Below are 24,391 nucleotides of genomic sequence, written 5' to 3'. Positions count from 1 at the left end.
AAATGGCCCTCGTGAGGGCCATTCAGTGTCAAATTGGCATCAAGTGCTAGTGCAGTATGCGCTACCAGCTATTATTTTGAGAGCGTTTTGAACACTTCGCGCGCCGCAGCCACGGTGGCTGCCACGTCGTCGGCAGTATGGGCGGCGCTCACGAAACCGGCTTCGTACAAGGCCGGTGCAATGTAGATGCCCCGGTCCAGCAGGCCGTGGAACAGTTGGTTGAAGCGCGCACTGTCGGTCTTTAGCACCTGGGCGTAGTTTTGCGGCAGCTCGGGCAGCAGGAAGAAGCCGAACATGCCGCCCTCGCAGTCGCCGCAGAACGGCACCCCCTCTGCCGTGGCGGCGGCTTGCAGCCCATCGACCAGCGAGCGGGTGCGGGCCGACAGCGCATCGAAGAAGCCAGGCTTCTTGATCTCGCGCAGGGTGGCCAGCCCGCAGGCCGTGGCTACTGGGTTGCCCGACAATGTGCCTGCCTGGTACACGCCGCCCAGCGGCGCGAGGTGTTCCATGATGGCGCGCGGGCCGCCAAACGCCGCCAGCGGCATGCCGCCGCCGATCACCTTGCCCAGCACGGTGAGGTCGGGTTGGAAGCCAGGGATGCTCTTGGCGTACACGCTTTGCGCGCTGCCCAGGGCCACGCGAAAGCCCGTCATCACTTCATCCAGCACCAGCAGCGCACCGTATTCGGTGCACAGCTCGCGGCAGCGCTTCATGAACGGCACGCTGGCGCGCACCAGGTTCATGTTGCCCGCAATAGGTTCGATCATCACGCAGGCCAGCTCCTTGCCGTGCAGGGCAAAGGCTTCTTCGAGCTGGGCAACGTTGTTGTATTCGAGCACCAAGGTGTGCTGCACCACTTCAGGCGGCACACCGGCGCTGGTGGCATTGCCAAACGTGGCCAGGCCCGAGCCGGCCTTGACCAGCAGCGAGTCGGCATGGCCGTGGTAGCAGCCCTCGAACTTGATGAACTTGCTGCGGCCCGTGGCGCCGCGGGCCAGGCGAATGGCGCTCATGCCCGCTTCGGTGCCCGAGCTCACAAGGCGGATCATCTCCATCGAGGGCACCAGGCTCAGGATCTCTTCGGCCAGCTCCACTTCGCGCTCGGTCGGTGCGCCAAAGCTGAAGCCTTCGAGTGCGGCCTTCTGCACGGCTTCCAGCACCGCCGGGTGGCCGTGCCCCAGGATCATGGGGCCCCAAGAGCCGATGTAGTCGATGAAGCGCTGGTCGTTGGCGTCCCAGAAGTAGGCGCCTTGTGCGCGTTTCACAAAGCGGGGCGTGCCGCCCACGGCCTTGAAGGCCCGCACGGGCGAATTCACGCCGCCGGGAATCAGCGCCTTGGCGCGTTCGAACAGGGCAATATTGAGATCAGTGTTTGGTGTCATGGGGGGGCATCACAAAGCCCTCAAGGGCTTGTGCTTCATCAATCGTGGGTTCTTCTTCGCTGTCGTTCTCGTCGTCTTCCGGCTGCGCCCAGAACATGCGGTCGGGCACGATGTGCCCCATGCCGGGGCGAAAGCCCGCGTCCAGGCAGCGGTCGAGGTAGCCCAGCGCTTCGCTGGTGGCTTCGCCCAGATCGTTGCCGCTGGCCACCAGGGCGGTGAGGGCGGCCGACAGGGTGTCTCCCGCTCCGGAGAAGGTGGCGTCGAACAGCTCGAACTTGCCACTGCCCAGCACGGTCTGGGGTGAGGCCAGCACGTTCTCCACAAATTGCTCGGGCAAGGGGATGCCAGTGACTAATGTGTAAGGCACGCCCATCTCGGAGGCTGCGCGGGCAATGTCGCGCGCGGTGGGGCTGCGCTCGCCCGTCCAGTCCGGCAGCAGCCAGCGCCACAGCGTGCTGTGGTTTCCAACCAACACCGAGGTCTGGGGCAGCAGCAGCTCGCGGAAGGCGTCGAGGTACTCGTCAATCAGCTCTTCCCGCCACCAGGACAGGTTGGGCATGTAGGCGATCACGGGGACTTCGTCGTAGTCGGTCGTGATCTCGGCAATGGTGCTGATGTTCTCGGGGCTGCCGACAAAGCCGACCTTGATCGCCTGCACGGGCAGGTCTTCCAGCACGGCGCGCGCCTGCTCGGACACAGCCTCGTCGTCGAGGCAGAAGTGGTCGAAAATCTGAGCGGTGTCGCGGGCATAGGCTCCGGTGACCACGGCGATCGGGTGTCCGCCCACCGATGCAATGGTCGTGATGTCGGCGGTCAGTCCGCCGGCTCCGCTGGGGTCGCTGGCGTTGAATACCAGCACACAAGCCGGGCTCGCTTCCTCCGCGTCATCGTCGTCAATATCGGGAATTTCGGAGGGGGGAAGGGGGGCTTTGATGGTCATGGACCAGATCCTGCTGGAGGGGTGGCACGGAAGCTGCAGGCCGCGGAAATCGCTAGATACAATCGTTGCATTCTATGTGAAGGCCCTTTAAGCTGTGACCGACTTTAAAACTTGGATGTGTTTGATTTGCGGCTGGATTTATGACGAAGCAGAGGGTTCTCCCGAGCACGGCATTGCACCTGGCACGCCATGGGATCAGGTTCCAATGAATTGGACCTGCCCAGAATGTGGCGCCCGCAAGGAAGATTTCGAGATGGTCCAGATCTGAGGCGCTTCAGCACCATTTGCTGCTGCGTTGTTTATTTTCTCCATCGGGAGCAGTGACAATTGACTACAACAGGCGCATCTTTCAAAGTGCTCGTGGTGGATGACAGCAACACCATCCGTCGAAGCGCCGAGATTTTTCTCAAGCAGGGGGGGCACGAAGTCTTGTTGGCCGACGACGGCTTTGATGCTTTGGCCAAAGTCAATGATTACCAGCCTCAGCTGATTTTTTGCGACATCCTCATGCCCAAGCTCGACGGGTACCAGACCTGCGCCATCATCAAGCGCAATGCCCGTTTTGCAGATACTCCGGTAGTGATGCTGTCCTCCAAGGACGGCGTGTTCGACAAAGCGCGTGGGCGCATGGTCGGCTGCCAGGAATATCTCACCAAGCCGTTTACCAAAGACCAGCTGTTGCAGGCCGTGCAGCAGTTTGGCAATTCCCAACAAGGAGCCATGTAATGCCCATTCAGAAAGTATTGGTCGTCGACGACTCGAAGACCGAGTTGATGTTTTTGACGGACCTGCTTCAGAAAAAAGGCATGCAAGTCCGTACGGCAGAAAATGCCGAAGAGGCATTCCGTCGCTTGGCCGAAGAAAAGCCTGACCTCATCCTCATGGATGTGGTGATGCCTGGCCAAAACGGTTTTCAGCTCACGCGTGCCATTACCCGCGACCCCCTTTATGCCGACGTGCCCATCATCATGTGCACCAGCAAGAACCAGGAAACCGACCGTGTCTGGGGCATGCGCCAAGGTGCGCGCGGCTACATCACCAAGCCGGTGGATCCCGCCGAGCTGCAGGCAAAAATCGACGCTCTGAACTGAGGCTGCGGCGCGCTCATGGCAAACCGCGAAGCCCTACGGGAGCTCCAGACCCGACTTGCCAGCCGTTTGCAGGCGGCAAGGTCCGAAGGTACGTCCGTGTCCTCCTGGCTGGCTGTAGAGTCCGCCGGGAGTTTCTATCTGCTGCCCCTGGGGCAGTCCGGGGAGATCTTCCCCTGGGTGTCGGTGCAGGCCGTGCCTTACACCCAGAGCTGGTTTCTGGGTGTGGCCAACCTGCGCGGCGGCCTTGTGGGCGTGGTCGATCTGGCCGGTTTGCTGGGCTCTGCTGCCCCGCGCACCGAGCAGGCCTTGTCCGAAGCCAGTCTGCTGGCGTTCAATGCCGCGCTCGAAGTCAACGCTGCCTTGCTGGTGGACCGCCTTGCCGGTCTGCGTGGCACGGACGCGTTCGTGTCGTCCGAGCCGCCCGCCGAGGATTCGCCCAGTTTCTTCGGTACCACCTATCTCGATTCCAGTGGCACACGCTGGCAGGAGCTGAACTTGCAGATCCTGTCCCAACATCCCGCTTTCCTGAGCATCAGTGCTTGAGTTTTTCTGTAAGGCTGCACCATGTCCGTCGTCAATCAATTTGGAAAACTGTTCAACCGGAAACCCGCCACGCCTGACGCTGGCGCAGCCACCGGCACGACCGACGATGGGCAGGACGTCCTGGCCACGGGAGCGCTCGACGGTTCGCAACTGCGTGACTCCTATCAGGCCGAAGGCATGAACAGTGTCCAGGGCGATCCCGATGGCTACACCCCCGAACTGACTGCCCCCGAGGCTGACGAGGATCTCATCAGCCTGCCGCTTCTGGGACGCTCGACCGCTGCTGGCCACCAACGCCGTCTGCTGGCCCTGCTGGCCGTGGGTGTGGTGGTGCTGGCCTTGATCGCCGGCTGGGTGTTGCAGCAAGCGGACCGGTCTGCGCAGCAGCTCGCTGCCACCGGCCAGTCTCTGATGCAGTCGCAACGTCTGGCCAAGTCGGTGTCACAGGCGCTGGTGGGTAGTCCACAGGCCTTCCCCGACGTGGTCGAAAGCTCTGGCGTGTTGGCCCGCAACGTGCGCGCCCTCAATGCGGGTGACAACGAACTGGGTGTTCAGTCGCTGGGAGAACCCTTCAAACCCGATCTGGATGCCGTCAACCCCCTGATGGAACGCGCCGAGCGCAATGCCAGCGTGGTGATGGGGCAGCAAAAGATCCTGACACAGGTGGGTGATGCTCTGCGCACTATCAATCGCCAGTCGTCCGACCTGCTGGAAATCGCCGAAACGGTCTCCTCGCTCAAGCTGCAACAGAACGCCCCTGCGGCCGAAATTTCTGCGGCGGGCCAGCTGGTGATGTTGACGCAACGTATCGGCAAGTCCGCCAACGAATTCCAGACCATGGAAGGCGTGAGCCCCGAGGCGGTGTTCCTGCTGGGCAAGGATTTGAATTCCTTCAAGGAAATTGCACAGGGCCTGCTCGAAGGCAGCCCCGAGCTGCGCCTGTCCGCCACCAAGGACGCGCAGACCCGCGAGCAACTGGATGCCCTGATCAAGCTGTACGAACAGACCCGCACCCAGGCCAGTGCCATTCTGGGCAACCTGCAAGGTCTGGTGTCTGCCCGCGAAGCGCAGTCCGCCATCATTGCCGACAGCGAACCACTGCGTCGCCAGCTGGAAGGGCTGCAAACCAAGCTGTCTGCGCAGACCGGTCTGGGTGCAGGCCAGTTCGCCGCTCTGGCCTTGGCAGGCTTGTTCGTGCTGCTGTGCGGTATCGGCATTTCGCGCGTCCAGCTGCTGGACAGCCGTGGTCGCCAAGCAGCGGCTGAAAATCAGCAACGCGACGCCAAGCGCCAGGAGCAAGAGGCCAAGCGCGTCAACGACGCCAACCAGGCCGCCATTTTGCGTTTGATGAACGAACTGCAGTCGGTCGCTGAAGGTGACTTGACCCAGGAAGCCACCGTGACCGAAGACATCACGGGCGCCATCGCCGACTCGGTGAACTACACGGTGGAAGAACTGCGCCAGCTGGTGGGCAGCGTGCAGAACACGGCCACCCGCGTGGCGCAGACGACCGCGCAGGTGGATAACACCTCGACCGAGCTGCTGGCCGCATCGACCGAGCAGCTGCGCGAAATTCGTGAAACCGGCCGCTCCGTTCTGGACATGGCGACCCGCATTAACGAGGTGTCCACACAGGCGCAAGAGTCCGCCACGGTGGCCCGCCAGTCGCTGCAAGCGGCTGACTCCGGTCTGCAGGCCGTGCAGAACGCCATCGGCGGTATGAACTCCATCCGCGACCAGATTCAGGACACCTCCAAGCGCATCAAGCGCCTGGGCGAATCCTCGCAGGAGATCGGTGAAATTACCGAGCTGATTTCCGACATTACCGAGCAGACGAACGTGCTGGCCTTGAACGCTGCCATTCAGGCAGCGTCCGCCGGTGAAGCTGGTCGCGGCTTCTCGGTGGTGGCGGAAGAAGTGCAGCGTCTGGCTGAGCGTTCCGCAGACGCTACGCGCCAGATTTCTGCCCTGGTGAAAGCCATTCAGACCGACACCCAGGATGCCGTGGCCGCTATGGAGCGCTCCACGCAGGGTGTGGTGGAAGGGGCTCGTCTGTCTGACAGCGCCGGTACCGCGCTGACCGAGATTGACCGCGTGTCGCGCCGTCTGGCTGAACTGATTGAGCAGATTTCGTCTTCGACTTCCCGGGAAGCTGTTCTGGCCAACGAAGTGGCCGACAACATCCAGCACATTTTTGCGGTGACCGAACAGACGGGTGAAGGTACCCGCACCACTGCGCAGCAGGTGCGCGAGCTTTCGCACATGGCCGAGGAACTGCGCCAATCGGTGGCGCGGTTCAAGATCGCCTGACGCAGCAGTTAGTCATCAACCAGCTGGCTCATTGCAGCCGGGGACGAATCCATGTCATCTATTGATGTCAACAATGCATCGGCCGCAGATGGGACCCAGGGAGATCAGGACCTGGGTCCTTTGGCTTGGGTGCTTGACGAGCTTCGCAAGTCGCTGGACGCTGCTGTCAAGGCAATGCGACGCTTTGTGCGTGATGCCGAGGTAGCGCGCGAATCCGATCTGGCGGCGCTAGACGCTGGCCCCTTGCGCATTGCGCGCCAGCAACTGCACCAGGCCTGCGGTGCCCTGGAAATGGTGGGCATGGGACCGCCCGCGCTGGTGTTGCGGTCCATGGAGTCGGCGGTGCAGAAGTTTGTGCAGCGCCCCGAGACGTGCAGTGACGACGCTGCAGCAGTGATCGAGCGCGCCAGTTTCGCCCTGATCGAATATCTCGAAACCGTTCTGGCGGGCAAAGCCGTATCGCCGGTGGCTCTGTTTCCGCAATACCGCGATGCACAGGCATTGGCAGGAGCCGACCGGGTGCACCCCGCCGACCTGTGGCCGGTGGAGCGTCGTTTCCGTGAACCCGAAGGTGCTGTGTCGCGCCCCCCGCTGTCCTACGGCCCTGAAGCCCGGGCGCGGCTGGATGCGGCGGTGCTTCGCATCGTCAAATCGGGTGACCTGAAGGCCGCCCTGAGCTTGCGCGACACCTGCCTGGGCTTTGTGGCCGCGCAAACAGATCGGCAGGCGCGTGCGTTCTGGAAAATCTGCGCAGGTTTCTTCGACGCCTTTGGCTCGGGTCTTTTGCCGCCGGATGTGTACGTCAAACGCGTGGCATCCCGTGTGCTCATGCAGTACGCCACGCTGGCCAAGGGTGATCCGACGATCGCCGACCGGCTGGTTCAGGATCTGCTGTTCTTTTGTTCGCAGGCCCGGGTGGCAGATCTGGCAGAGGATGCAGCGCCCTCGCTGCGTGCTGTTCGCCAGGCTTTTGCGCTGGACCGGTTCAAACCGGTGGACTACGAAACCGCCCGCTTCGGGCGTTTTGACCCCGCAGTATTGACGCAGGCGCGCAAGCGCATTGCTTCGGCGACAGAAACCTGGTCGGCCCTCGCAGGTGGCGACCGCAACAAACTCAAGCCGGCCGCAGACCAGTTCAGTCTGGTGTGCGATTCGCTGCGCAAGCTCCATCCAGGCAGCGAAAACCTGGCGCAGGCGTTGACGCGTGCCCTCGACTCCACCACCCGATCGGGCGAGCCCCCATCGCCCGCGCTGGCGATGGAGGTGGCCACCTCGGTGCTGTACCTGCAGGCGGCTTTTGAAGAGCTGGACGCGGCAGACGACCAGATGGAAGCCCGCGCCAGCCGACTCGCAGAGCGACTGGACGCGGTCACGGCGGGCGCTGAGCCCGAGCCCCTGGAACAATGGATGGAAGAGCTGTACCGCCGGGTCAGCGACAACCAGACCATGGGCAGCGTGGTCGATGAGCTTCGGGTGACCCTGGGTGAGGCCGAGAAGGCCATGGACCAGTTTTTCCGCAGCCCCAAGGACACCGGTGTGCTGGCTACCGTGCCCGGGCACCTCGCGCAGATGCGTGGCGTGCTGTCGGTGCTGGGGCTGGACCAAGCCTCGCTGGCTGTGGTCCGTATGCGCGACACGGTGGAGCGCCTGCTGATCAACGAGGTGCCCGAAGAGGAACGCCAGAGCGCGTTTGAAAAGCTGGGCAACAGCCTGGGCGCACTGGGCTTCCTGATCGACATGCTGAGCTACCAGCGCACCATGGCGCGCAAGCTCTTTGTGTATGACGAGGACCTGGGCGAACTGCGCATCCTCATGGGAAAAACCCGTGCACGCGCCTCCGATGCCATGGAAGAAGCTCCGGCCAAGCTGGAAGAGCGTTCTGCCACCGTGGTGCCCGACGTGATTCCCCGCTTTCCGGTGCAGGAGCCTGTCAGCGAGCCCACGGACTTTGCTCCGTTCCCTGATTTTGAATCGGCCCCTGCGGCCGATGCAAGCCCTGCGGCAGAGCCCGCCGGCCTGGCCCCGGATATCTCCTTTGACGTACCTGCTCCTGTCGTGGCGGCACCGGCGCCGGCACCAGCCGAGGCATCTTCTCCTGTGGCCGCGGCTGCGCCCGCCGCAGTGCCCGATGTGGAGGATGAACTGCTTGACGTGTTCCTCGAAGAGGCGCGTGAAGTGGTGGTCAACGGCTTGGCGGCCATTGACCAGCTGCGGGGCGAACCCGGTGACCTGAGCGAGCAGACCGCGCTGCGCCGCGCGTTCCATACGCTCAAAGGCAGCTCGCGGATGGTGGGGCTGAATGACTTTGGTGAGGCGGCTTGGTCGATGGAGCAGGTGCTCAACGTGTGGCTTGCCGAGCAAAAGCCCATGCAGCCCAGCTTGCTGCAACTGTCAACGGACGCACTGCATGCCTTCAGCCGGTGGGCGGACGATATTGCTGCGGGTCGCGCAACCGGCTGGGACCCCGAGTCCTTCCGCCGGTCCGCCGACGCCATGCGTATGGATGGCACCCTGGTACCGCTGGTGGTGCCGTCCGATGGCAGCGTGTCTCCCGAACCTGCAGCGCCGCAGGTTGAACCGGAAATTGCCGAGACAGCGTTGGAGCCAGTGGCTGCCTCGGCTGCCGAGGTGCCCCACGACGAGCTCACGGTGCCCGACTTCCAGGCCACTGAGATCTCGATGCGTGGGTCCGACCAGCCGGCCGAAGCCGTTGCCGCAGCGCCGGAAGCGGCCGAAGAAATTGACTTCTCGGTGTTCACGGCTGCGCTGAACGAGTCTGCTCACGAACCCGCGCCCGTGGTCGACCCGTCCAGTGCGGACTTTGTGCTCGATCTCGAACTGCCTGATCTGGAGCCTGTGGCGGGTGCAACACCGGCGCAAGAGATTGCTCATGCAGACCCCGTCGATGTGCCGCTGGAAGCTCCGGCGGACGCTATGGACGAGGCGCCGTTGCTCCCAGAAGAACTGGTGCTCGATGCGGGCGAACTGCAGGACGTGGTGAGTGCCGATGCCCCTGCCAACGTCCCGTCGGATGGGTTGGAGGCCCTGGATGTTGCCGAGCTGGAGAAGCTGCTGGAGGCCGAGTCGGCCGAGGCAGCCGAATTGCTGGCTCCCGTCGCCGAAGCCGCAGCAAGTTCCGAGGCACTGCCACAGGACATCGGTGCGGATGTGGAGCCCGCGCCAGAGGTGCCAAATCTGCTCGATGCCCTGCCGCAGGAAGAAGGTGGCAGCGACGATGCCGTCAAGGTCATTGATACGCTGCGTATCGGTATCCCGCTGTACAACGTGTACCTGAACGAGGCCGATGAGTGGTCGCGCCGCCTGGTCACCTGCCTGCAGGAGTGGGCGCTGGAACTGCATGAGCCTCTGCCCGACGTGGCCGTGGCCTTGTCGCATTCTCTGGCCGGCAGTTCTGCCACCGTGGGCTTCACTGCACTGTCCGAAATGGCCCGCATGCTGGAGCACACGCTGCAGCATGTCCAGCTGCAATCGGGTGGAACCCAGGAGCAGGCAGCGGCCTTCATGGCCGCGGCGGAAGACATCCGCCGCCTGTTGCATCAGTTTGCCGCTGGGTTCCTCAAAGAGCCCAGCCCTGAAGTGCTGGCCCAGCTGCGTCAGATTCTGGAAACCGAGGTGGTCAGCACGCAGTCTCCGCCCGAGGAAGATGCGCAGGCCTATCTCGACGCCGCAGAGCAAGTTGCCTCCGAAGCGCCGGAGGCTGGCTTGCTCACGGTGGACGCAGAACCCGAGGTCGAGCCTGCGGTCCCCGCTGTGCCTGTGCCTGTGGCGGGCCATGTGGCGCCTGCACTGTCTGCGGTCGTTCATGACCACGATCAGCACATCGACAATGCCATCGCGCACGCCATTGCATCGATCCCTGACGCCGACGATGACATTGATGCGATCGACGTCATCGACCCCGACCTGTTCCCCATCTTCGAGGAAGAGGCGGCCGAGTTGCTGCCCCAGTTGGGTGGTGCGTTGCGGCAGTGGGCTTCGCGTCCGGACAACCTCAGTGCTCGCAGCGAAGTGTTGCGGGCCCTGCATACGCTCAAGGGTAGCTCGCGTCTGGCCGGTGCGATGCGCCTCGGTGAAATGGCCCACCGGCTGGAATCTGCGATTGAGCAGCTGGACGTAGAAACCGTCACCACCGACCAGATCGAGCCGTTGCAAGGCAGTTTCGACGGGTTGCAAGCCAACTTCGACGCGCTGCGCGCCATTGGTCAGAATCCTTCCGACACCGTAGTCGCCCTGCCGGTCGAGACGGTTCCCGCCTCCCGTGCCAATGTGGCAGACGCGGTCGAGCCCTCGGTCTCTCAACCTGCAGCACCTTCTGTCCGCCCACAGGCCATCACCGCTCCGGCAGTGCGCCTGCCAGGGCCGTCCCAGTTGGCGCCCCTGCGGGTGGCTGCCAACCAGTCTGTGCGTGTGCGTGCGCAGCTTCTGGACCGCTTGGTCAACCAGGCGGGCGAAGTGATGATCAGTCGCTCGCGCCTGGATGCGCGCCTGGGGCAGTTCCGCAGCTCGCTTGTCGATCTGTCGGGCAACCTGGACCGCTTGCGCCAACAATTGCGCGACATCGAGGTGCAGGCCGAGTCCCAGATGCAGTCGCGTCTGGCGCTGTCCAAGGATTCTGCAGCGGGCTTCGATCCGCTGGAGTTCGACCGCTTCACACGGGTGCAAGAGCTGACCCGCATGATGGCCGAATCGGTCAACGACGTGGCCACGGTGCAGCGCAACCTGCAACGCGCCATGGAAGGCGCCGAAGACGACCTGATAGCCCAGGGCCGTCAGGCGCGCGAGTTGCAACGCGACCTGCTGCGCACACGCATGGTGGAGTTCGAAGGCATTGCCGAACGCCTGTACGCCGTGGTGCGCCAGGCCTCCAAGGAAACCGGCAAACAGATCAAGCTGGACATCACCGGCGGCTCCATCGAAATGGACCGTGGCGTGCTGGACCGCATGACGCCCGCCTTCGAGCACTTGCTGCGCAATTGCGTGGCCCACGGCATCGAAGAGCCTGAAGTGCGTACGGCGGCCGGCAAGCCGGCGTCGGGCACCATCACGGTGGACCTGCACCACGAAGGCAATGACGTGTCGGTCGAGTTCCGTGATGACGGTGCTGGCCTGAACCTGCCGCGCATCCGCGAAAAGGCCCTGTCCCAGGGCATCGTGGAACCTGGCGTGGAACTGAGCGATGCCGATGCTGCCAACCTGATCTTCATGCCGGGCTTCTCGACGGCCTCTGAAGTGACTGGCTTGGCAGGCCGCGGCATCGGCATGGACGTGGTCCGTGCCGAGATCAACGCGCTCGGTGGCCGCATCGAAACCTCCACCGAGGCGGGCAAGGGCGCGGCGTTCCGCATGGTGCTGCCTCTGACCACGGCGGTGACGCAGGTGGTGATGCTGCGCTCGGGCGACCTGGCGATTGGCGTTCCGGCCAACGTGGTCGAGATCGTCCGTCGCACCTCGGCCCCCGACCTCGCAGAGGCCTACCGCACCGGTGTGTTTGACGACGGCATGGAGAAAATCCCGTTCTTCTGGTCCGGCGCGCTGCTGCAGTCCTCTGCACGCAGCACCGAACCTGCAGGCAAGACCCGGCCGGTCGTGATCTTCCGAAGCGCAGCACAGCGCATTGCGATGCACGTGGACGAAGTGCTGGGCAACCAGGAAGTGGTGGTGAAGAACCTGGGGCCACAGCTGTCCCGTCTGCCGGGCCTGGCGGGCATGTCCGTGCTGGCCTCGGGTGCTGTGGTGCTCATCTACAACCCTGTGGCCCTGGCAACCGTGTATGGCGACCAGGTGCGTGCAGCCAGTGCCGACATGGCGCCGGCGCCCGATGCACAAGGTGTGGTTGGCACGGCCAAGGCAGTGGTGTCGCCCCAGTTGGCGGGCACCAGCCAGGTGCCGTTGGTGCTGGTGGTGGACGACTCCATCACCGTGCGCCGTGTCACGCAACGTCTGTTGCAGCGCGAAGGTTACCGTGTGGCGCTGGCCGCCGATGGCCTGCAGGCGCTGGAGCGTCTGCAGGAAGAGCGCCCGACGGTGGTGCTGTCCGACATCGAAATGCCGCGCATGGACGGCTTCGATCTGGCGCGCAACATCCGTGCAGATGGTGCCTTGCGTGATCTGCCCATCATCATGATCACCTCGCGCATTGCTGAAAAGCACCGCGAGCATGCGATGGAGCTGGGCGTGAACCACTACCTGGGCAAGCCCTATTCGGACGAAGAGTTGCTGAGCCTCATCCAGCACTACGCCCGCGTCGCGGCAGCTGCAGAGGCCTGACGCCATGCAGGACTACTCCCGGCCCGGCAGTTTTGCGCGGGTGGGGAGTGCCCCGCTACCAACTTTGTCCGCGCCCCCTGCGTGGACCCCTGCGGCCTGAGTCTGCCCAATGGACCCGCTGGACCCAGCCCCTCCCTCCGACCCCCGGCTGCTGGCCTGTCTGGCGCTGGTGGCACGCGAGCGCGCGTCTGACCTGTTCTTGCTGGCGGGCGCGGCGCCCACCATCAAGCGCCAGGGCGCGTTTGTGCCCATTACCCAGCAGGTCCTGGCGCCCAGCGATGTGCGAGAGATGGCCTATTCCATCTTGCGCGACGCCCAACGCAAGGAGTTCGAAGCCACGATGGAGTGCGACCTCTCGCTGCAGACCGCCGAGGGTGAGCGCTTTCGCGTGAACGTGCACATGCAGCGGGGGCAGGTCGGCATGGTGATCCGCCACGTGATTGCCCGGATTCCGACGCTGGAAGAGCTGGGGCTGCCGCCCGTGATCCAGCGGCTGGCGTTCCTCAAAGGGGGGCTGGTGTTGACGGTGGGGGCCGCTGGCTCGGGCAAGACCACCACCCTCGCGGCGTTGCTGGACCATCGCAATACTCATACCGGCGGGCACATCCTCACGGTGGAGGACCCCATCGAGTATTTGCACACGCACAAGAAATCGCTGGTGACGCAGCGCGAGGTGGGTCTCGATACCCTGTCCTACGACGAAGCACTGCGCCGTGCCATGCGCGAGGCGCCCAACGTGATCATGATCGGCGAGATCCGTGACCGGGCCACCATGCAGCATGCGCTGCACTATGCGGAGTCCGGCCATCTGTGCGTGTCCACCCTGCACGCCAACAATGCCAATCAGGCGGTGCAGCGCATCGTGAATTTCTTCCCCGAGGACGCCCACCGCCAGCTGCTCATGGACCTGTCCCTCAACCTCCGGGCAGTGGTGGCGCAGCGCCTGGTACAAGGCCTGGCGGGCCGCCTGGTGCCCGCGACCGAGATCATGCTGCTCACACCCTATGTGTCCGAACTGATCCAGAAGGGCCAGATCGACGAGCTCAAGACCGCCATCACCCGCAGTGGCGAGCAGGGCATGTGGAGTTTTGACCAGTCACTGCTGGGCATGGTGGAGGCGGGCGCTATATCGCCCGAAGAAGCCATTGCCAACGCTGACAACCGCACCGATGTGCGCCTGCGGCTGCGGCTGGCTGCGGGTGCATCGCTGGGCGGCGACGGCATGCAGATGGCGCCGGAGGAACCCCCGCCCAGTGATCCGCCACCACCGGGGCATCGCTGACCTTACCCCGGTGCGGCTTCAGGCGCAGGGCCCGGCCCCAGGCGCCGCATGGCATCAGCCCGCAGGCGTCTTGACCACCGCATACCGCTCCAGCGTGCGCTGCCGCGCGGCATCGTGCTCCACCACGGGTCGGGGGTAGGTGTCTCCCAGGCGCACGTCAGCTTCCTGCAGCTCCAGCGGGCGCGCGAGCCAGGGGGCATGGAGTGCCTTGGTGGGAAGCGCAGCGAGCTGGGGCAGGTAGCGACGGATGAACTTGCCCTCCGGGTCGAACTTCTCGCTCTGGCTGACCGGGTTGAAGATGCGGAAGTAAGGCTGGGCATCGCACCCGCTGGAGCTGGCCCACTGCCAGCCGCCGTTGTTGGCCGCCAGGTCGAAGTCATTGAGCTGCGTGGCAAAGTAGGCCTCGCCCCGCCGCCAGTCGATACCGAGGTCCTTGACCAGAAAGCTGGCCACCACCATGCGCAGGCGGTTGTGCATGTAGCCCGTCTGGTTGATCTGCGCCATGGCCGCATCCACCAGCGGGTAGCCGGTACGGCCCTCGCACCAGGCGGCAAACAGCGCATCGGCCTCGGGGCCGGTCTCCCAGGCGATGGCGTCGTAGGCCGGCTTGAAGCTCTGGCCCACCACATGCGGGTGGTGGTGCAGGATTTGGAAATAGAAGTCCCGCCAGATCAGTTCGCTGAGCCAGGTCGTGGCGCCGGGGTTGCCCTCCAGCATCAGGCGGTGCGCCGTGCGCGCCAGCAAGCGCGGCGAGATGGTTCCAAACCGCAGGTGCACGCTCAGGTAGCTGGGCCCTTTCACTGCCGGAAAGTTGCGCGTGTCCTCATAGCGCTCGATGCGGCCCAGAAAATCGTCGAACAACTGCTGTGCGCCCCGGGCGCCCGTGGGCAGGCGCAGCTGGGACAGCGCTGTGGGCTCAAACCCAAGGTCCTGCAAGGTGGGCACGGGCTGGCAATGGGCCTCAGGGCGGGCCGCCAGATGGTGGGCGTGGCGCTCCACCGGATAGCTCTTGAGCTGGAACGCGTCGATCTTCTTGAGCCACGCATTCTTGTACGGTGTAAACACGCTGTACGGGTTGCCCGTCTGCGTCAGCACCTCGCTGCGCTCCAGCAGGGTATGGTCCTTGAAGGTGTGAAAGGCCTTGCCTGCTGCCGCCAGGCGCGTGCGGACCAGGCGGTCGCGGTCCAGTGCCTGGGGCTCGTCGTCGTGGTTGGTAAAGACGGCCTGCACGTCCAGGGTGCTGGCCAGCGCCGGAATGGCGTCGCTGGCCACGGCGTGCCAAACGATCAGGCCTCCCCGTTCCTGCCCCGAAAGCGTGCGCAGGGTGCCGTCCAGTTCCACCAGCGACTCCCGGATGAACTCCACCCGCCGGTCGGCGCGGGGCAGGGCGCCGAGGATGTCCTTGTCAAAGACAAATGCGCAGAACACCTGTTCGCAGCGCGTCAGCGCGTGGTAAAGGGCTGCCTGGTCGTGCGCACGCAGATCGCGGCGGAACCAGACCAGGCCACGGGGGTAAGTGGGCTCGGGGGAGGGGGGCATGTTCACCGTTAAAATTGCGAGATGTCTTTCGATTCTGCGCCCATCAACCTGACGCATCACTTCCTGATCGCGATGCCCGGCCTGGAAGATGAGTCTTTTGCGCGTAGCGTCGTGTATCTGTGTGAGCACAGCGAGCGCGGTGCGCTCGGCCTCATCATCAACAAGCCCACCGACATCACCCTCAAGGGCCTGTTCGACAAGGTGGACCTGTCCCTGCGCCGTGAGGACCTCACCACGGCGCCCGTCTTCCAAGGGGGGCCGGTGCAGACCGAGCGCGGCTTCGTGCTGCACGAGCCAATGCTGACGAACAGCGCGGACACGGACGAGTCGGCCTACGCGTCCACCATGACCATCCCGGGCGGGCTAGAGATGACCACCTCCAAGGACGTGCTCGAAGCGCTGTCCACGGGGGCAGGCCCGCGCCGCGTGCTCATCACGCTGGGCTACTCGTCGTGGGGTGAGGGGCAGCTCGAATCCGAGCTGGCCGAGAACGCCTGGCTCACCGTGGCGGCTGATCTGTCGGTGATCTTCGACACCCCCGTGCCCGAGCGCTACGACCGGGCCTTGTCGCTGCTGGGCCTGAAGGCCTGGATGCTGTCGCCCGAGGCGGGGCACGCATGACCGGTTCGCCCGCTCAGCCCATCCAGCCGCCAGCCGTTCCTGCGCATTTCCAGACCTTTCTTGCTTTTGACTTTGGCCTCAAGCGCACGGGCGTGGCCTCGGGCAACCGCATGCTCAAGAGCGCCACACCACAGCGCACCATCCAGGCCGAGGGCGACGCCCGTTTTGCCCAGGTGGCCGAGCGCATCAAGGAGTGGCAGCCCGACGCGCTGGTGATCGGCGTGCCTTACCACCCCGACGGCGCGAGCCACGAAAACACTGCACGCGCGCTCAAGTTCGGCCGCCAACTGCGCGGGCGGTTTGGCTTGCAGGTGTTCGAGGTGGACGAACGCTACAGCACCACCGAGGCCATTGCGGGTGGTGCCAAGGATGCCGACGCAGCGTCGGCCTGCATCATCCTGGAACAGTTTTTGAGGAATCTCCCATGACCACCCCCTCCCCCGGCATGTCCGGCAGCCTGGTGCTCGACGCCGAGGCGTTGTACCGCGAGCTGCTGCGCGGCGTGCGCAGCATGCTCACCCCCACCACGCGCCTGGCGGGCATTGCCTCGGGCGGTGCCTGGCTGGCCGAGCGCTTGCAAAAAGACCTGGGCCTGGAAGGGCCTGCCGGTGTGCTCTCGTCGGTGATGCACCGCGACGACTTCGCGCAGCGCGGCCTGTCGGCCAGCGCACAGACCGCGCTGCCGTTTGATGTGAACGGCGCCGACGTGCTGGTGCTCGACGACGTGCTCTACACCGGCCGCACCATCCGCGCCGTGCTCAACGAGCTGTTCGACTACGGCCGCCCCGCCAGCGTGCGCCTGGCCGTGCTGGTGGACCGGGGCGGGCGCGAGTTGCCTGTGCAAGCCGACTTTGCCGCCGCACGCGTGGCCTTGCCTGCCGCGCAGTCGCTGGCCCTGGCCCGCGACGATAGCGGCACCTTCCAATTCCAAGTCAAAGAGGCCTGACCGTGCTGCACAAGCGCAATCCCCAACTCAACGGCAACGGCGAACTCATCCACCTGCTGTCCATCGAAGGGCTGCCGCGCGACATCGTCACGCACATCCTCGACACGGCGGCCAACTTCGTGAGCGTGAACGACCGCGAAGTGAAAAAGGTGCCCCTGCTGCGCGGCAAGAGCGTGTTCAATCTGTTCTTTGAGAACAGCACGCGCACCCGCACCACCTTCGAGATCGCGGCCAAGCGCCTGTCGGCCGACGTGATCAACCTGGACATCGCGCGCAGCTCGGCCAGCAAGGGCGAGTCGCTGCTCGACACCATCGCCAACCTCTCGGCCATGGCTGCCGACCTGTTCGTGGTGCGGCACAGCGAGTCGGGCGCGCCGTACCTGATTGCGCAGCATGTGGCGCCCCATGTGCACGTGATCAACGCCGGCGACGGCCGCCATGCCCACCCCACGCAGGGGCTGCTGGACATGTACACCATCCGCCACTACAAGAAGGACTTCAGCAACCTCACGGTGGCCATCGTGGGCGACGTGCTGCACTCGCGCGTGGCGCGCTCCGACATCCACGGCCTGACCACGCTGGGCTGCGCCGAAGTGCGCGTGGTGGGCCCACGCACCCTGGTGCCGTCGGACATGGCGCAGATGGGCGTGCGCGTGTGCCACACGCTCGAAGAAGGCATCAAGGATGCCGACGTGGTCATCATGCTGCGCCTGCAGAACGAGCGCATGAGCGGCGCGCTGCTGCCGTCCAGCCAGGAATACTTCAAGAGCTTTGGCCTCACCGAGGAAAAGCTGCAGCTGGCCAAGCCCGATGCCATCGTGATGCACCCGGGCCCCATCAACCGCGGCGTGGAGATCGACTCCGCCGTGGTCGATGGCAAGCAGAGCGTGATCCTGCCGCAGGTGACCTTCGGCATCGCGGTGCGCATGGCTGTCATGTCCATAGTCGCTGGGAACGAGGCGTGACCCTGAAGGCGACTCCTGTTTTTATAGCTGCTGGCGCTTATCCAGTAAGCGCTGGCAGCCAATTTGGCTTGAAATCATGAAAATCCTGATCCAGAACGGCCGGGTGATCGACCCCGCCTCGGGCCTTGACCAGACCTGCGACATTGCCATCGCGGCGGGCCGCATCGTGGGCGTGAACCGCGTGCCGCCCGACTTTGCGCCCAAGCGCGTGGTGGATGCCACGGGCTGCATCGTGCTGCCTGGCCTGGTGGATCTGGCGGCGCGCCTGCGCGAGCCCGGCCACGAGCACGAAGGCATGCTCGAATCCGAAATGGCCGCCGCCGTGGCCGGTGGCGTGACCAGCCTGGTCTGCCCGCCCGACACCGACCCCGTGCTGGACGAGCCCGGCCTGGTGGAGATGCTCAAGTTCCGCGCCGAGAAGCTGCACCAGTCGCGCCTTTTTCCGCTCGGGGCGCTTACGCGCAACCTGGCGGGCGAGGTGCTCACCGAGATGGCCGAGCTGACCGAGTCCGGCTGCGTGGGCTTTGGCCAGGCCGAGGTGCCGCTGGCCAGCACCCAGGTGCTGCAGCGCGCGCTGCAGTACGCCGCCACCTTTGGCTACACCGTGTGGCTGCGTCCGCAAGAGATGCACCTGGGCAAGGGCGTGGCCGCCAGCGGTGCGCTGGCCACCCGCCTGGGCCTGTCGGGCGTGCCCGTGGCAGCCGAAACCATTGCGCTGCACACCATCTTCGAGCTGCTCAAGACTACCGGCGCGCGTGTGCACCTGTGCCGCCTGAGCAGCGCTGCGGGTGTCGAGCTGGTGCGCCGCGCGAAGGCCGAGGGCCTCAAGGTCACCTGCGACATCAGCATCAACACGCTGCACCTCACCGAAAACGACATCGGCTTCTTCGACAGCCGCGCGCGCCTGACCCCGCCGCTGCGCCAGCAGCGCGACCGCGATGCCCTGAGCGCGGCGCTGCTCGATGGCACCATCGACGCGCTGGTGTCCGACCACACCCCCGTCGATGAAGATGCCAAGACCTTGCCGTTCGCTGAGGCCGAACCCGGCGCCACGGGCCTGGAGCTGCTGCTGTCGCTGGCGCTCAAGTGGTCGCAGGACAGCGGTGTGCCTTTGCAGCGCGCGCTGGCTGTGGTCACGGCAGAGCCCGCACGCGTGCTGGGCAACGCGCTGGGCACCTTGCAGGCCAGCGTGGGCCAGATCGTGGAAGGCGGCGTGGGCGACCTCTGCATCTTCGACCCGCAGGCCGCGTGGACGGTGCAGGACGACGCGCTCGCCAGCCAGGGCAAGCACACGCCGTTCTCGGGCTATGAACTGCCCGGCCGTGTGCGCATGACCCTGGTCGGCGGACAGGTCGCTTTTGACCGGGGCTGACGTGGCGCGCTGCAGCCAGGCCCGGGGCCGGGCCTTGTGATGAGATCCCTGCGCGCCTGCTGGCGGCTGCTGCGGCTGCTGGGCCACATTGCCAAAGGCCTGTGGATCGTGGCACTGCGTTTTCCAGCGCTGTCGCCCGACCAGCAGCACGCCCGCGTGCAGGTGTGGTCGCTGGAGCTGCTGGCCCATGCGGGCGTGAGCCTGCGCATCCTGGGGGAACCCCCGGTGACCGGGCCGGTGATGCTGGTGGCCAACCACATCTCCTGGCTTGACATCCCCGTGATGCATGCGGCGCGGCACTGCCGTTTTGTCTCCAAGTCCGACGTGCAGGGCTGGCCACTGATCGGCACCCTGGCCACGGCCGCAGGCACGCTCTACATCGAGCGCAGCTCGCGCCGCGATGCGCTGCGCATGGTGCGCTCGATGCAGGAGGCGCTGGAGCGTGGCGAAGTGCTGGCCGTGTTCCCCGAAGGCACTACGGGTGACGGGCGCGAGATGCTGCCCTTCCATGCCAACCTGCTGCAGGCCGCTGTGGCCGCGCAGGCGCCAGTGCAGCCCGTGGGCCTGCGCTTTGCCGACAAGGCCACCGGCGCCACCAGCTTTGCGCCGAGCTACATCGGCGACGAAACCCTGGTGGGCTCGATCTGGCGCACGCTCAGCGCCCCGCCCATCGAGGCCGTGGTGCACTACGGCCCGCCCGAGCTGGCAGGCGAGCGCGACCGCCGCACCTGGACGCAGCACCTGCACGACACGGTCGATCAACTGCGCAAGGCCTGAGAACGCACACAGGTTCCCTGGGTTCCCAACGAGCTGTCTTTGTGCGGCAAAAGCGTGCATATTCCACGCTTTGAGCCCGGCAGGTGGTCGTCTAGGTGGTCTGCCCGGCGCAATGTCCCGTATCGTCCGCGCTTTCCATTTGCCTGCGGTTCATCGCAGGCCTTTGCACACTGCCGGGAGGGCACCATGAACCTGATTGAACGCGCCAAAAGCATTCTTCTGCAACCCAAGGAGGCCTGGGCCACCATCGATGCGGAAGTCACCGACACCGCCACCCTGTTCACCCGCTACGCCATGGTCCTGGCAGCCATCCCGGCGGTCTGCGGTTTCATCGGCATGTCGCTGATCGGCTTTGGCGGCTTTGGGGTCACCATCCGCATGCCTTTCGTGTCGGGGCTGGTGAACATGGTCGTGTCGTACGGGCTGAGCCTGGTGGGCCTGCTGGTGCTCGGCTTCATCGTCGATGCGCTGGCGCCCACCTTCGGCGGGCAAAAGAATGCCATCCAGGCACAGAAGGTGGCGGTGTACGCCAGCACGGCTGCCCTGCTGGGCGGCATCTTCAGCCTGTTGCCCTCGCTGGCCATGCTGGGCCTGCTGGCGGCGCTGTACTCCATCTACCTGCTCTATACCGGCCTGCCGGTGCTCATGCGCAGTGCGCCCGAGAAGTCGGTGGGCTACACGGTGGTAGTCATCATTGCAGCCATCGTGATGGGTGTGGTCATCGGTGCCGTCAGCGCGCTGTTCATGCCGCGCAGCGGTGCCCTGTTTGGCGGTGCCGACGCCCCTGCCATCACCATGAACACGCCCGGCGGCAAGGTGTCTATCGACACCGCAGGCCTGGAAGCTGCGGGTAAGAAGATGGAAGAGGCCGCCCGCAAGATGGAAGAGGCCCAGAAGAGCCAGGACCCGGCCGCTATCGCCGCCGCCACGGGCGATGCCGCCAAGGCTGCGGCCGGTGTGCTGGGTGGGGGACAGGCCATCGCGGCCCAGTCGCTCAAGGCGGCACTGCCGGAGAAGCTGGCGGGCCTGCCCCGCACGGGTTTTGATGTGCAGGACGGTGCAGCACTGGGCTTGCCCACCAGCCAGGCCAGCGCCCAATACGGCAACGACGACAAGCAGCTGCGCCTGGAGATCGTGGATGTGGGTGGCCTCGGGCAGATGGCGGTGATGGCCATGGGCATGGTGCAGGGCGAGAAGGAAGACCAGACCAGCGCCGAAAAGACCTGGCAGGAAGGTGGCCGCACCCTGCACCAGCGCTACGACAAGGACGGCAGCCACGCCGAGTTCAAGACCATCCTAAAGAACGGCCTGGTGGTCAGCATCGAAGGGGACAAGATCGGCGTGAAAGAGCTGCGCAGCCTGATGTCGCAGGTGGACCTGAACGGCCTGGAGGGCCTGCAGCGCAAGGGCAAGTCCTGAGCGGATGGGTATCTGCTATTGATTCAATAGCTATTCAGGCATGCTCGACTAGCGCATCCGGCCGATTCTGATCCCATAGTGGTCTCAGCCACGCGGAAACGTCACCACGTGGTCCACCTGGGCGCGGATGCCGATCCACTCGCCCAGCGCATGGTCGTGGTGGCTGGGCACATGGGCCAGCACCGTGTGGCCGCTGGCCAGGCGCAGGGTGTACAGAAACTCCGAACCCCGGAACGACTTGCGCACGATCTGCGCCTGCACGGGCGCATGGTCGTCGTGCACGATGTCGTCGGCACGCAGCAGCACATCACATTCCCCACCGGGGTAGCTGCTGGGCAGGGGGCACTCGTCCAGGTCGGTCAGGTCGCCCAAGGGGGTTTGAGCCACCACGTTGTGGTCGCGCTGCACCAGCGTGGCCGGCGCAAACACGCCGTGGCCGATGAAGTCCGCCACAAACCGCGTGGCGGGGCGGTGGTACAGGGTGTACGCGTCGTCCCACTGGTGCAGGTGTCCCTCGTTCATCACGCCGATCACGTCGCCAATCGCAAACGCCTCGAACTGGTCGTGGGTGACGAACAGGGCCGTGGCGCCAGCGGCTTTCAGGATGCCGCGCACCTCGTGCGCCAGGCGCTCGCGCAGGTCCACGTCGAGGTTGGAGAACGGCTCGTCCAGCAGCATGAGCTGTGGGCGCGGAGCCAGCGCGCGGGCCAGCGCCACACGCTGCTGCTGGCCGCCAGAGAGTTCATGCGGGTAGCGGTGCTCGCTGCCTTCCAGCCCCACCAGTTTCAGCACCTCGGCCACGCGTACGGCCTGCTCGGCCCTGGGCAGCTGGTGGATGCCAAACGCCACATTGCGGCCCACCGATAGGTGCGGGAACAATGCGTAGTCCTGGAACACCATGCCGATGCGACGCAGCTCGGGCGGCACGCTCAGGGTGGCGTTGCTGACCACGCTTTTGGTGAGGCGGATCTCGCCACCCGTCACGGGCTCCAGCCCGGCCACGGCGCGCAGCAAGGTGGTTTTGCCGCAGCCGGACGGGCCGATCAGCACGCCGATGTCGCCCGCCTTCAGGCTGAGCGTGACGCCTTGCACGGCGGCCTGTGCACGGCCTGCGTAGTGCACTTCGAGTTGGGAGACCTCAAGAAACATATCTGTGCATTTTAGGCGGGGTGGAGTGAATGCTTAAAATTCGCATTTGCATTCCTGGGCGCTGTGGCGCCCATGCCTTTCGGCAGGTGTGCGTCTTTTTCCCTTCTGCCGAGCCCACCGCCTTGCGCCGCACCCCGTCTTCTGTCCTTCGCAGCGTCCCGCTGATCCTGTTTGCAGGCTTTCTGGCCTTGCCGGTGCTGGCGGTGCTGGCGTCGTGGTTGCCGCTGTCGGCCACGGGGCAGGGCGATGCGCAGGCGGGCGCCATCCTGCGCGAGATGGCTTCCACGGTTCTGCCCGGCTACGTGTGGACCACCCTGTGGCTCAGCGTGCTGGTGGCGCTGGGCGCCGCCGTGGTGGGCACGCTGGCGGCTGCGGCCGTGACGCTGTTCGACTTTCCGGGCCGCCGTACCTTTGAATGGCTGCTGCTGCTGCCGCTGGCCATGCCCGCCTACGTCACCGCCTATGCGTACACCGACTTCCTGCAGTTCAGCGGCCCGTTGCAGGTGGGCCTGCGCAACACCTTTGGCCTGGAAGGCCGCCTGCTGCCCGAGGTGCGCAGCCTGGGCGGTGCGGTGTGGGTGTTCATCTTCTCGCTCTACCCCTATGTGTACCTGCTGGCGCGCACGGCGCTGGGCGAACGCGCCGCGCACCTGATGGAGGCCGCACGCCTGCTGGGCGCACCGCTGCCGCGCCGCATCCGTGCCGTGGCCCTGCCACTGGCGCGCCCGGCCGTCGCCGCCGGGGTGGCGCTAGTGCTGATGGAAACCCTGGCCGACTTCGGCGTGGCCAGCTACTTTGGCATCCAGACCTTCACCACCGGTATCTACAAGGCCTGGCTGTCCATGGACAACCGCCTGGCCGCCGCGCAACTGGCCACCATGCTGCTGGTGGTGGTGATGGCGCTGCTGCACCTGGAGCACCGCGCACAAAAGCGCATGCGTTTTGCCACCGGCGGCGGTCGTGCGGGCTCGGCCGAGGCGCAGCCACTGGCCCTGCGCGGTGCGCGCCGCTGGGCCGCCTGGGTGGTGTGCACTGTGCCCGTGCTCATGGGCTTTGTGGCGCCGGTGCTGTTCATGCTGCGCCCGCTCGCGTCCGACTGGTCGGTGCTGCCGTGGGAGCGGTTCATGGAATGGGCCTGGCACAGCGTGCGCCTGGGCGGCATCACCGCTGTGCTGGCTGTGGCCGTTGCGCTGGCCCTGGCCTTTGCCGTGCGCCGCCAGCCCGATGCCGTGACGCGCGGTGTGGTGCAACTGGCCAGCGTGGGTTACGCAGTACCGGGCGCCGTGATCGTGGTGGGCCTGCTGCTGCCCGTGGGCTGGCTGCAGGCGGCGGTGCCCCAGTGGGGCGTGGGCGCGTTGGTCACGGCCACGGCGCTGGGCATTGTGTGGGCCTACCTGGTCCGCTTTTGTGCCGTGGCGCTGCAGTCCATGCAAAGTGGCTATGCGCGCATCCCGCTCAGCCTGGATGACTCGGCCCGCATGCTGGGCGTGGGCAGTGCAGGCCTGCTGGCACGCGTGCACTGGCCGCTGCTCAAGCGGTCTACCGCAGCGGCCGCGCTGCTGGTGTTTGTGGACGTGATGAAGGAGCTGCCCGCCACCATGGTGCTGCGCCCCTTCAACAGCGACACCCTGGCCGTGGTCGCCTACCAGCTCGCGCGTGACGAGCGGCTGGGCGAGGCGGCCCTGCCGTCGCTGGCGCTGGTGGCGGTGGGGCTGGTTCCGGTGATTCTGCTCAGCCGGACGCTGCGCAGTCGGCACTGACCCAACA

Annotated in this window: 19 protein-coding genes; 15 read left to right on the top strand and 4 right to left on the bottom strand. The window is 65.5% G+C overall.

What is annotated here, in order from left to right:
* Positions 1-71 precede the first annotated feature (71 nt).
* Positions 72-1,382 carry a glutamate-1-semialdehyde 2,1-aminomutase gene (hemL, locus tag ASD94_RS00920; protein ID WP_056637294.1) on the bottom strand — a complete coding sequence of 437 codons (1,311 nt, stop codon included), beginning with the start codon at positions 1,380-1,382 and terminating at the stop codon, positions 72-74.
* A complete protein-coding gene (locus ASD94_RS00915) occupies positions 1,366-2,322 on the bottom strand; it encodes a bifunctional hydroxymethylpyrimidine kinase/phosphomethylpyrimidine kinase (protein ID WP_056637291.1) in 957 nt (318 codons plus the stop codon). Before ASD94_RS00915 ends, hemL begins: the two co-directional genes overlap by 17 nt.
* Before the next feature lie 94 nt (positions 2,323-2,416).
* On the opposite strand from ASD94_RS00915, the gene ASD94_RS22955 reads away from it, so the two are divergent.
* The 7 genes from ASD94_RS22955 to ASD94_RS00885 all read left to right on the top strand — a co-directional run bounded on the left by ASD94_RS22955 (position 2,417) and on the right by ASD94_RS00885 (position 13,836).
* The gene (locus ASD94_RS22955; protein WP_082576697.1) at positions 2,417-2,590 is read left to right on the top strand and encodes a rubredoxin; all 174 of its coding nucleotides are present in this window, start codon (positions 2,417-2,419) and stop codon (positions 2,588-2,590) included.
* 59 nt (positions 2,591-2,649) lie between these two features.
* Positions 2,650-3,048, top strand: coding sequence for a PleD family two-component system response regulator (locus ASD94_RS00910; protein WP_005796099.1), 399 nt, complete (start codon positions 2,650-2,652; stop codon positions 3,046-3,048).
* Entirely contained in the window at positions 3,048-3,413 is a 366-nt protein-coding gene (locus tag ASD94_RS00905; protein ID WP_005796104.1) for a PleD family two-component system response regulator, read from the top strand. Before ASD94_RS00910 ends, ASD94_RS00905 begins: the two co-directional genes overlap by 1 nt.
* A gap of 15 nt (positions 3,414-3,428) precedes the next feature.
* Positions 3,429-3,956: a chemotaxis protein CheW gene (locus ASD94_RS00900; RefSeq protein ID WP_056637289.1), complete on the top strand. Its 528-nt coding sequence runs from the start codon at positions 3,429-3,431 to the stop codon at positions 3,954-3,956.
* A 21-nt stretch (positions 3,957-3,977) separates the two neighbouring features.
* Positions 3,978-6,266: a methyl-accepting chemotaxis protein gene (locus tag ASD94_RS00895; protein WP_056637286.1), complete on the top strand. Its 2,289-nt coding sequence runs from the start codon at positions 3,978-3,980 to the stop codon at positions 6,264-6,266.
* A gap of 51 nt (positions 6,267-6,317) precedes the next feature.
* Positions 6,318-12,554, top strand: a complete 6,237-nt coding sequence (locus ASD94_RS00890; RefSeq protein WP_056637284.1) for an Hpt domain-containing protein — start codon at positions 6,318-6,320, stop codon at positions 12,552-12,554.
* Between the two features lie 109 nt (positions 12,555-12,663).
* Entirely contained in the window at positions 12,664-13,836 is a 1,173-nt protein-coding gene (locus ASD94_RS00885; RefSeq protein WP_056637280.1) for a PilT/PilU family type 4a pilus ATPase, read from the top strand.
* A 54-nt stretch (positions 13,837-13,890) separates the two neighbouring features.
* On the opposite strand, the gene ASD94_RS00880 is transcribed toward ASD94_RS00885, so the two are convergent.
* Positions 13,891-15,375, bottom strand: a complete 1,485-nt coding sequence (locus ASD94_RS00880; protein ID WP_056637277.1) for a deoxyribodipyrimidine photo-lyase — start codon at positions 15,373-15,375, stop codon at positions 13,891-13,893.
* Positions 15,376-15,396: 21 nt separating this feature from the next.
* Between ASD94_RS00880 and ASD94_RS00875 the strand changes: the two genes are divergently transcribed.
* The 7 genes from ASD94_RS00875 (at position 15,397) to ASD94_RS00845 (ending at position 21,475) form a co-directional block, all read left to right on the top strand.
* Entirely contained in the window at positions 15,397-15,996 is a 600-nt protein-coding gene (locus tag ASD94_RS00875) for a YqgE/AlgH family protein (RefSeq protein ID WP_056637274.1), read from the top strand.
* Positions 15,993-16,424 carry a Holliday junction resolvase RuvX gene (ruvX, locus tag ASD94_RS00870; protein WP_056637272.1) on the top strand — a complete coding sequence of 144 codons (432 nt, stop codon included), beginning with the start codon at positions 15,993-15,995 and terminating at the stop codon, positions 16,422-16,424. The genes ASD94_RS00875 and ruvX overlap by 4 nt, the downstream gene beginning before the upstream one ends.
* The gene (pyrR, locus tag ASD94_RS00865) at positions 16,421-16,942 is read left to right on the top strand and encodes a bifunctional pyr operon transcriptional regulator/uracil phosphoribosyltransferase PyrR (RefSeq protein WP_056637269.1); all 522 of its coding nucleotides are present in this window, start codon (positions 16,421-16,423) and stop codon (positions 16,940-16,942) included. Before ruvX ends, pyrR begins: the two co-directional genes overlap by 4 nt.
* 2 nt (positions 16,943-16,944) lie before the next feature.
* Positions 16,945-17,907, top strand: coding sequence for an aspartate carbamoyltransferase catalytic subunit (locus ASD94_RS00860; RefSeq protein WP_056637266.1), 963 nt, complete (start codon positions 16,945-16,947; stop codon positions 17,905-17,907).
* A gap of 76 nt (positions 17,908-17,983) precedes the next feature.
* Positions 17,984-19,279, top strand: a complete 1,296-nt coding sequence (locus ASD94_RS00855; RefSeq protein WP_056637264.1) for a dihydroorotase — start codon at positions 17,984-17,986, stop codon at positions 19,277-19,279.
* Positions 19,280-19,318: 39 nt separating this feature from the next.
* Positions 19,319-20,056, top strand: coding sequence for a 1-acyl-sn-glycerol-3-phosphate acyltransferase (locus ASD94_RS00850; protein ID WP_056637263.1), 738 nt, complete (start codon positions 19,319-19,321; stop codon positions 20,054-20,056).
* 186 nt (positions 20,057-20,242) lie between these two features.
* Positions 20,243-21,475 carry a Yip1 family protein gene (locus ASD94_RS00845; RefSeq protein ID WP_056637261.1) on the top strand — a complete coding sequence of 411 codons (1,233 nt, stop codon included), beginning with the start codon at positions 20,243-20,245 and terminating at the stop codon, positions 21,473-21,475.
* Between the two features lie 84 nt (positions 21,476-21,559).
* Here the strand turns inward: ASD94_RS00845 and ASD94_RS00840 are convergent, their stop codons facing one another.
* Positions 21,560-22,624 carry an ABC transporter ATP-binding protein gene (locus ASD94_RS00840; protein ID WP_056637259.1) on the bottom strand — a complete coding sequence of 355 codons (1,065 nt, stop codon included), beginning with the start codon at positions 22,622-22,624 and terminating at the stop codon, positions 21,560-21,562.
* Between the two features lie 122 nt (positions 22,625-22,746).
* Between ASD94_RS00840 and ASD94_RS00835 the strand changes: the two genes are divergently transcribed.
* Positions 22,747-24,384, top strand: coding sequence for an iron ABC transporter permease (locus ASD94_RS00835; RefSeq protein WP_056637649.1), 1,638 nt, complete (start codon positions 22,747-22,749; stop codon positions 24,382-24,384).
* Positions 24,385-24,391 lie beyond the last annotated feature (7 nt).

It is taken from the genome of Acidovorax sp. Root70, assembly GCF_001428225.1.
GTDB lineage: Bacteria > Pseudomonadota > Gammaproteobacteria > Burkholderiales > Burkholderiaceae_C > Acidovorax.
The sequence above is the reverse complement of the archived record's forward strand: the minus strand, read 5'-3'. Positions and strand labels throughout refer to the sequence as shown.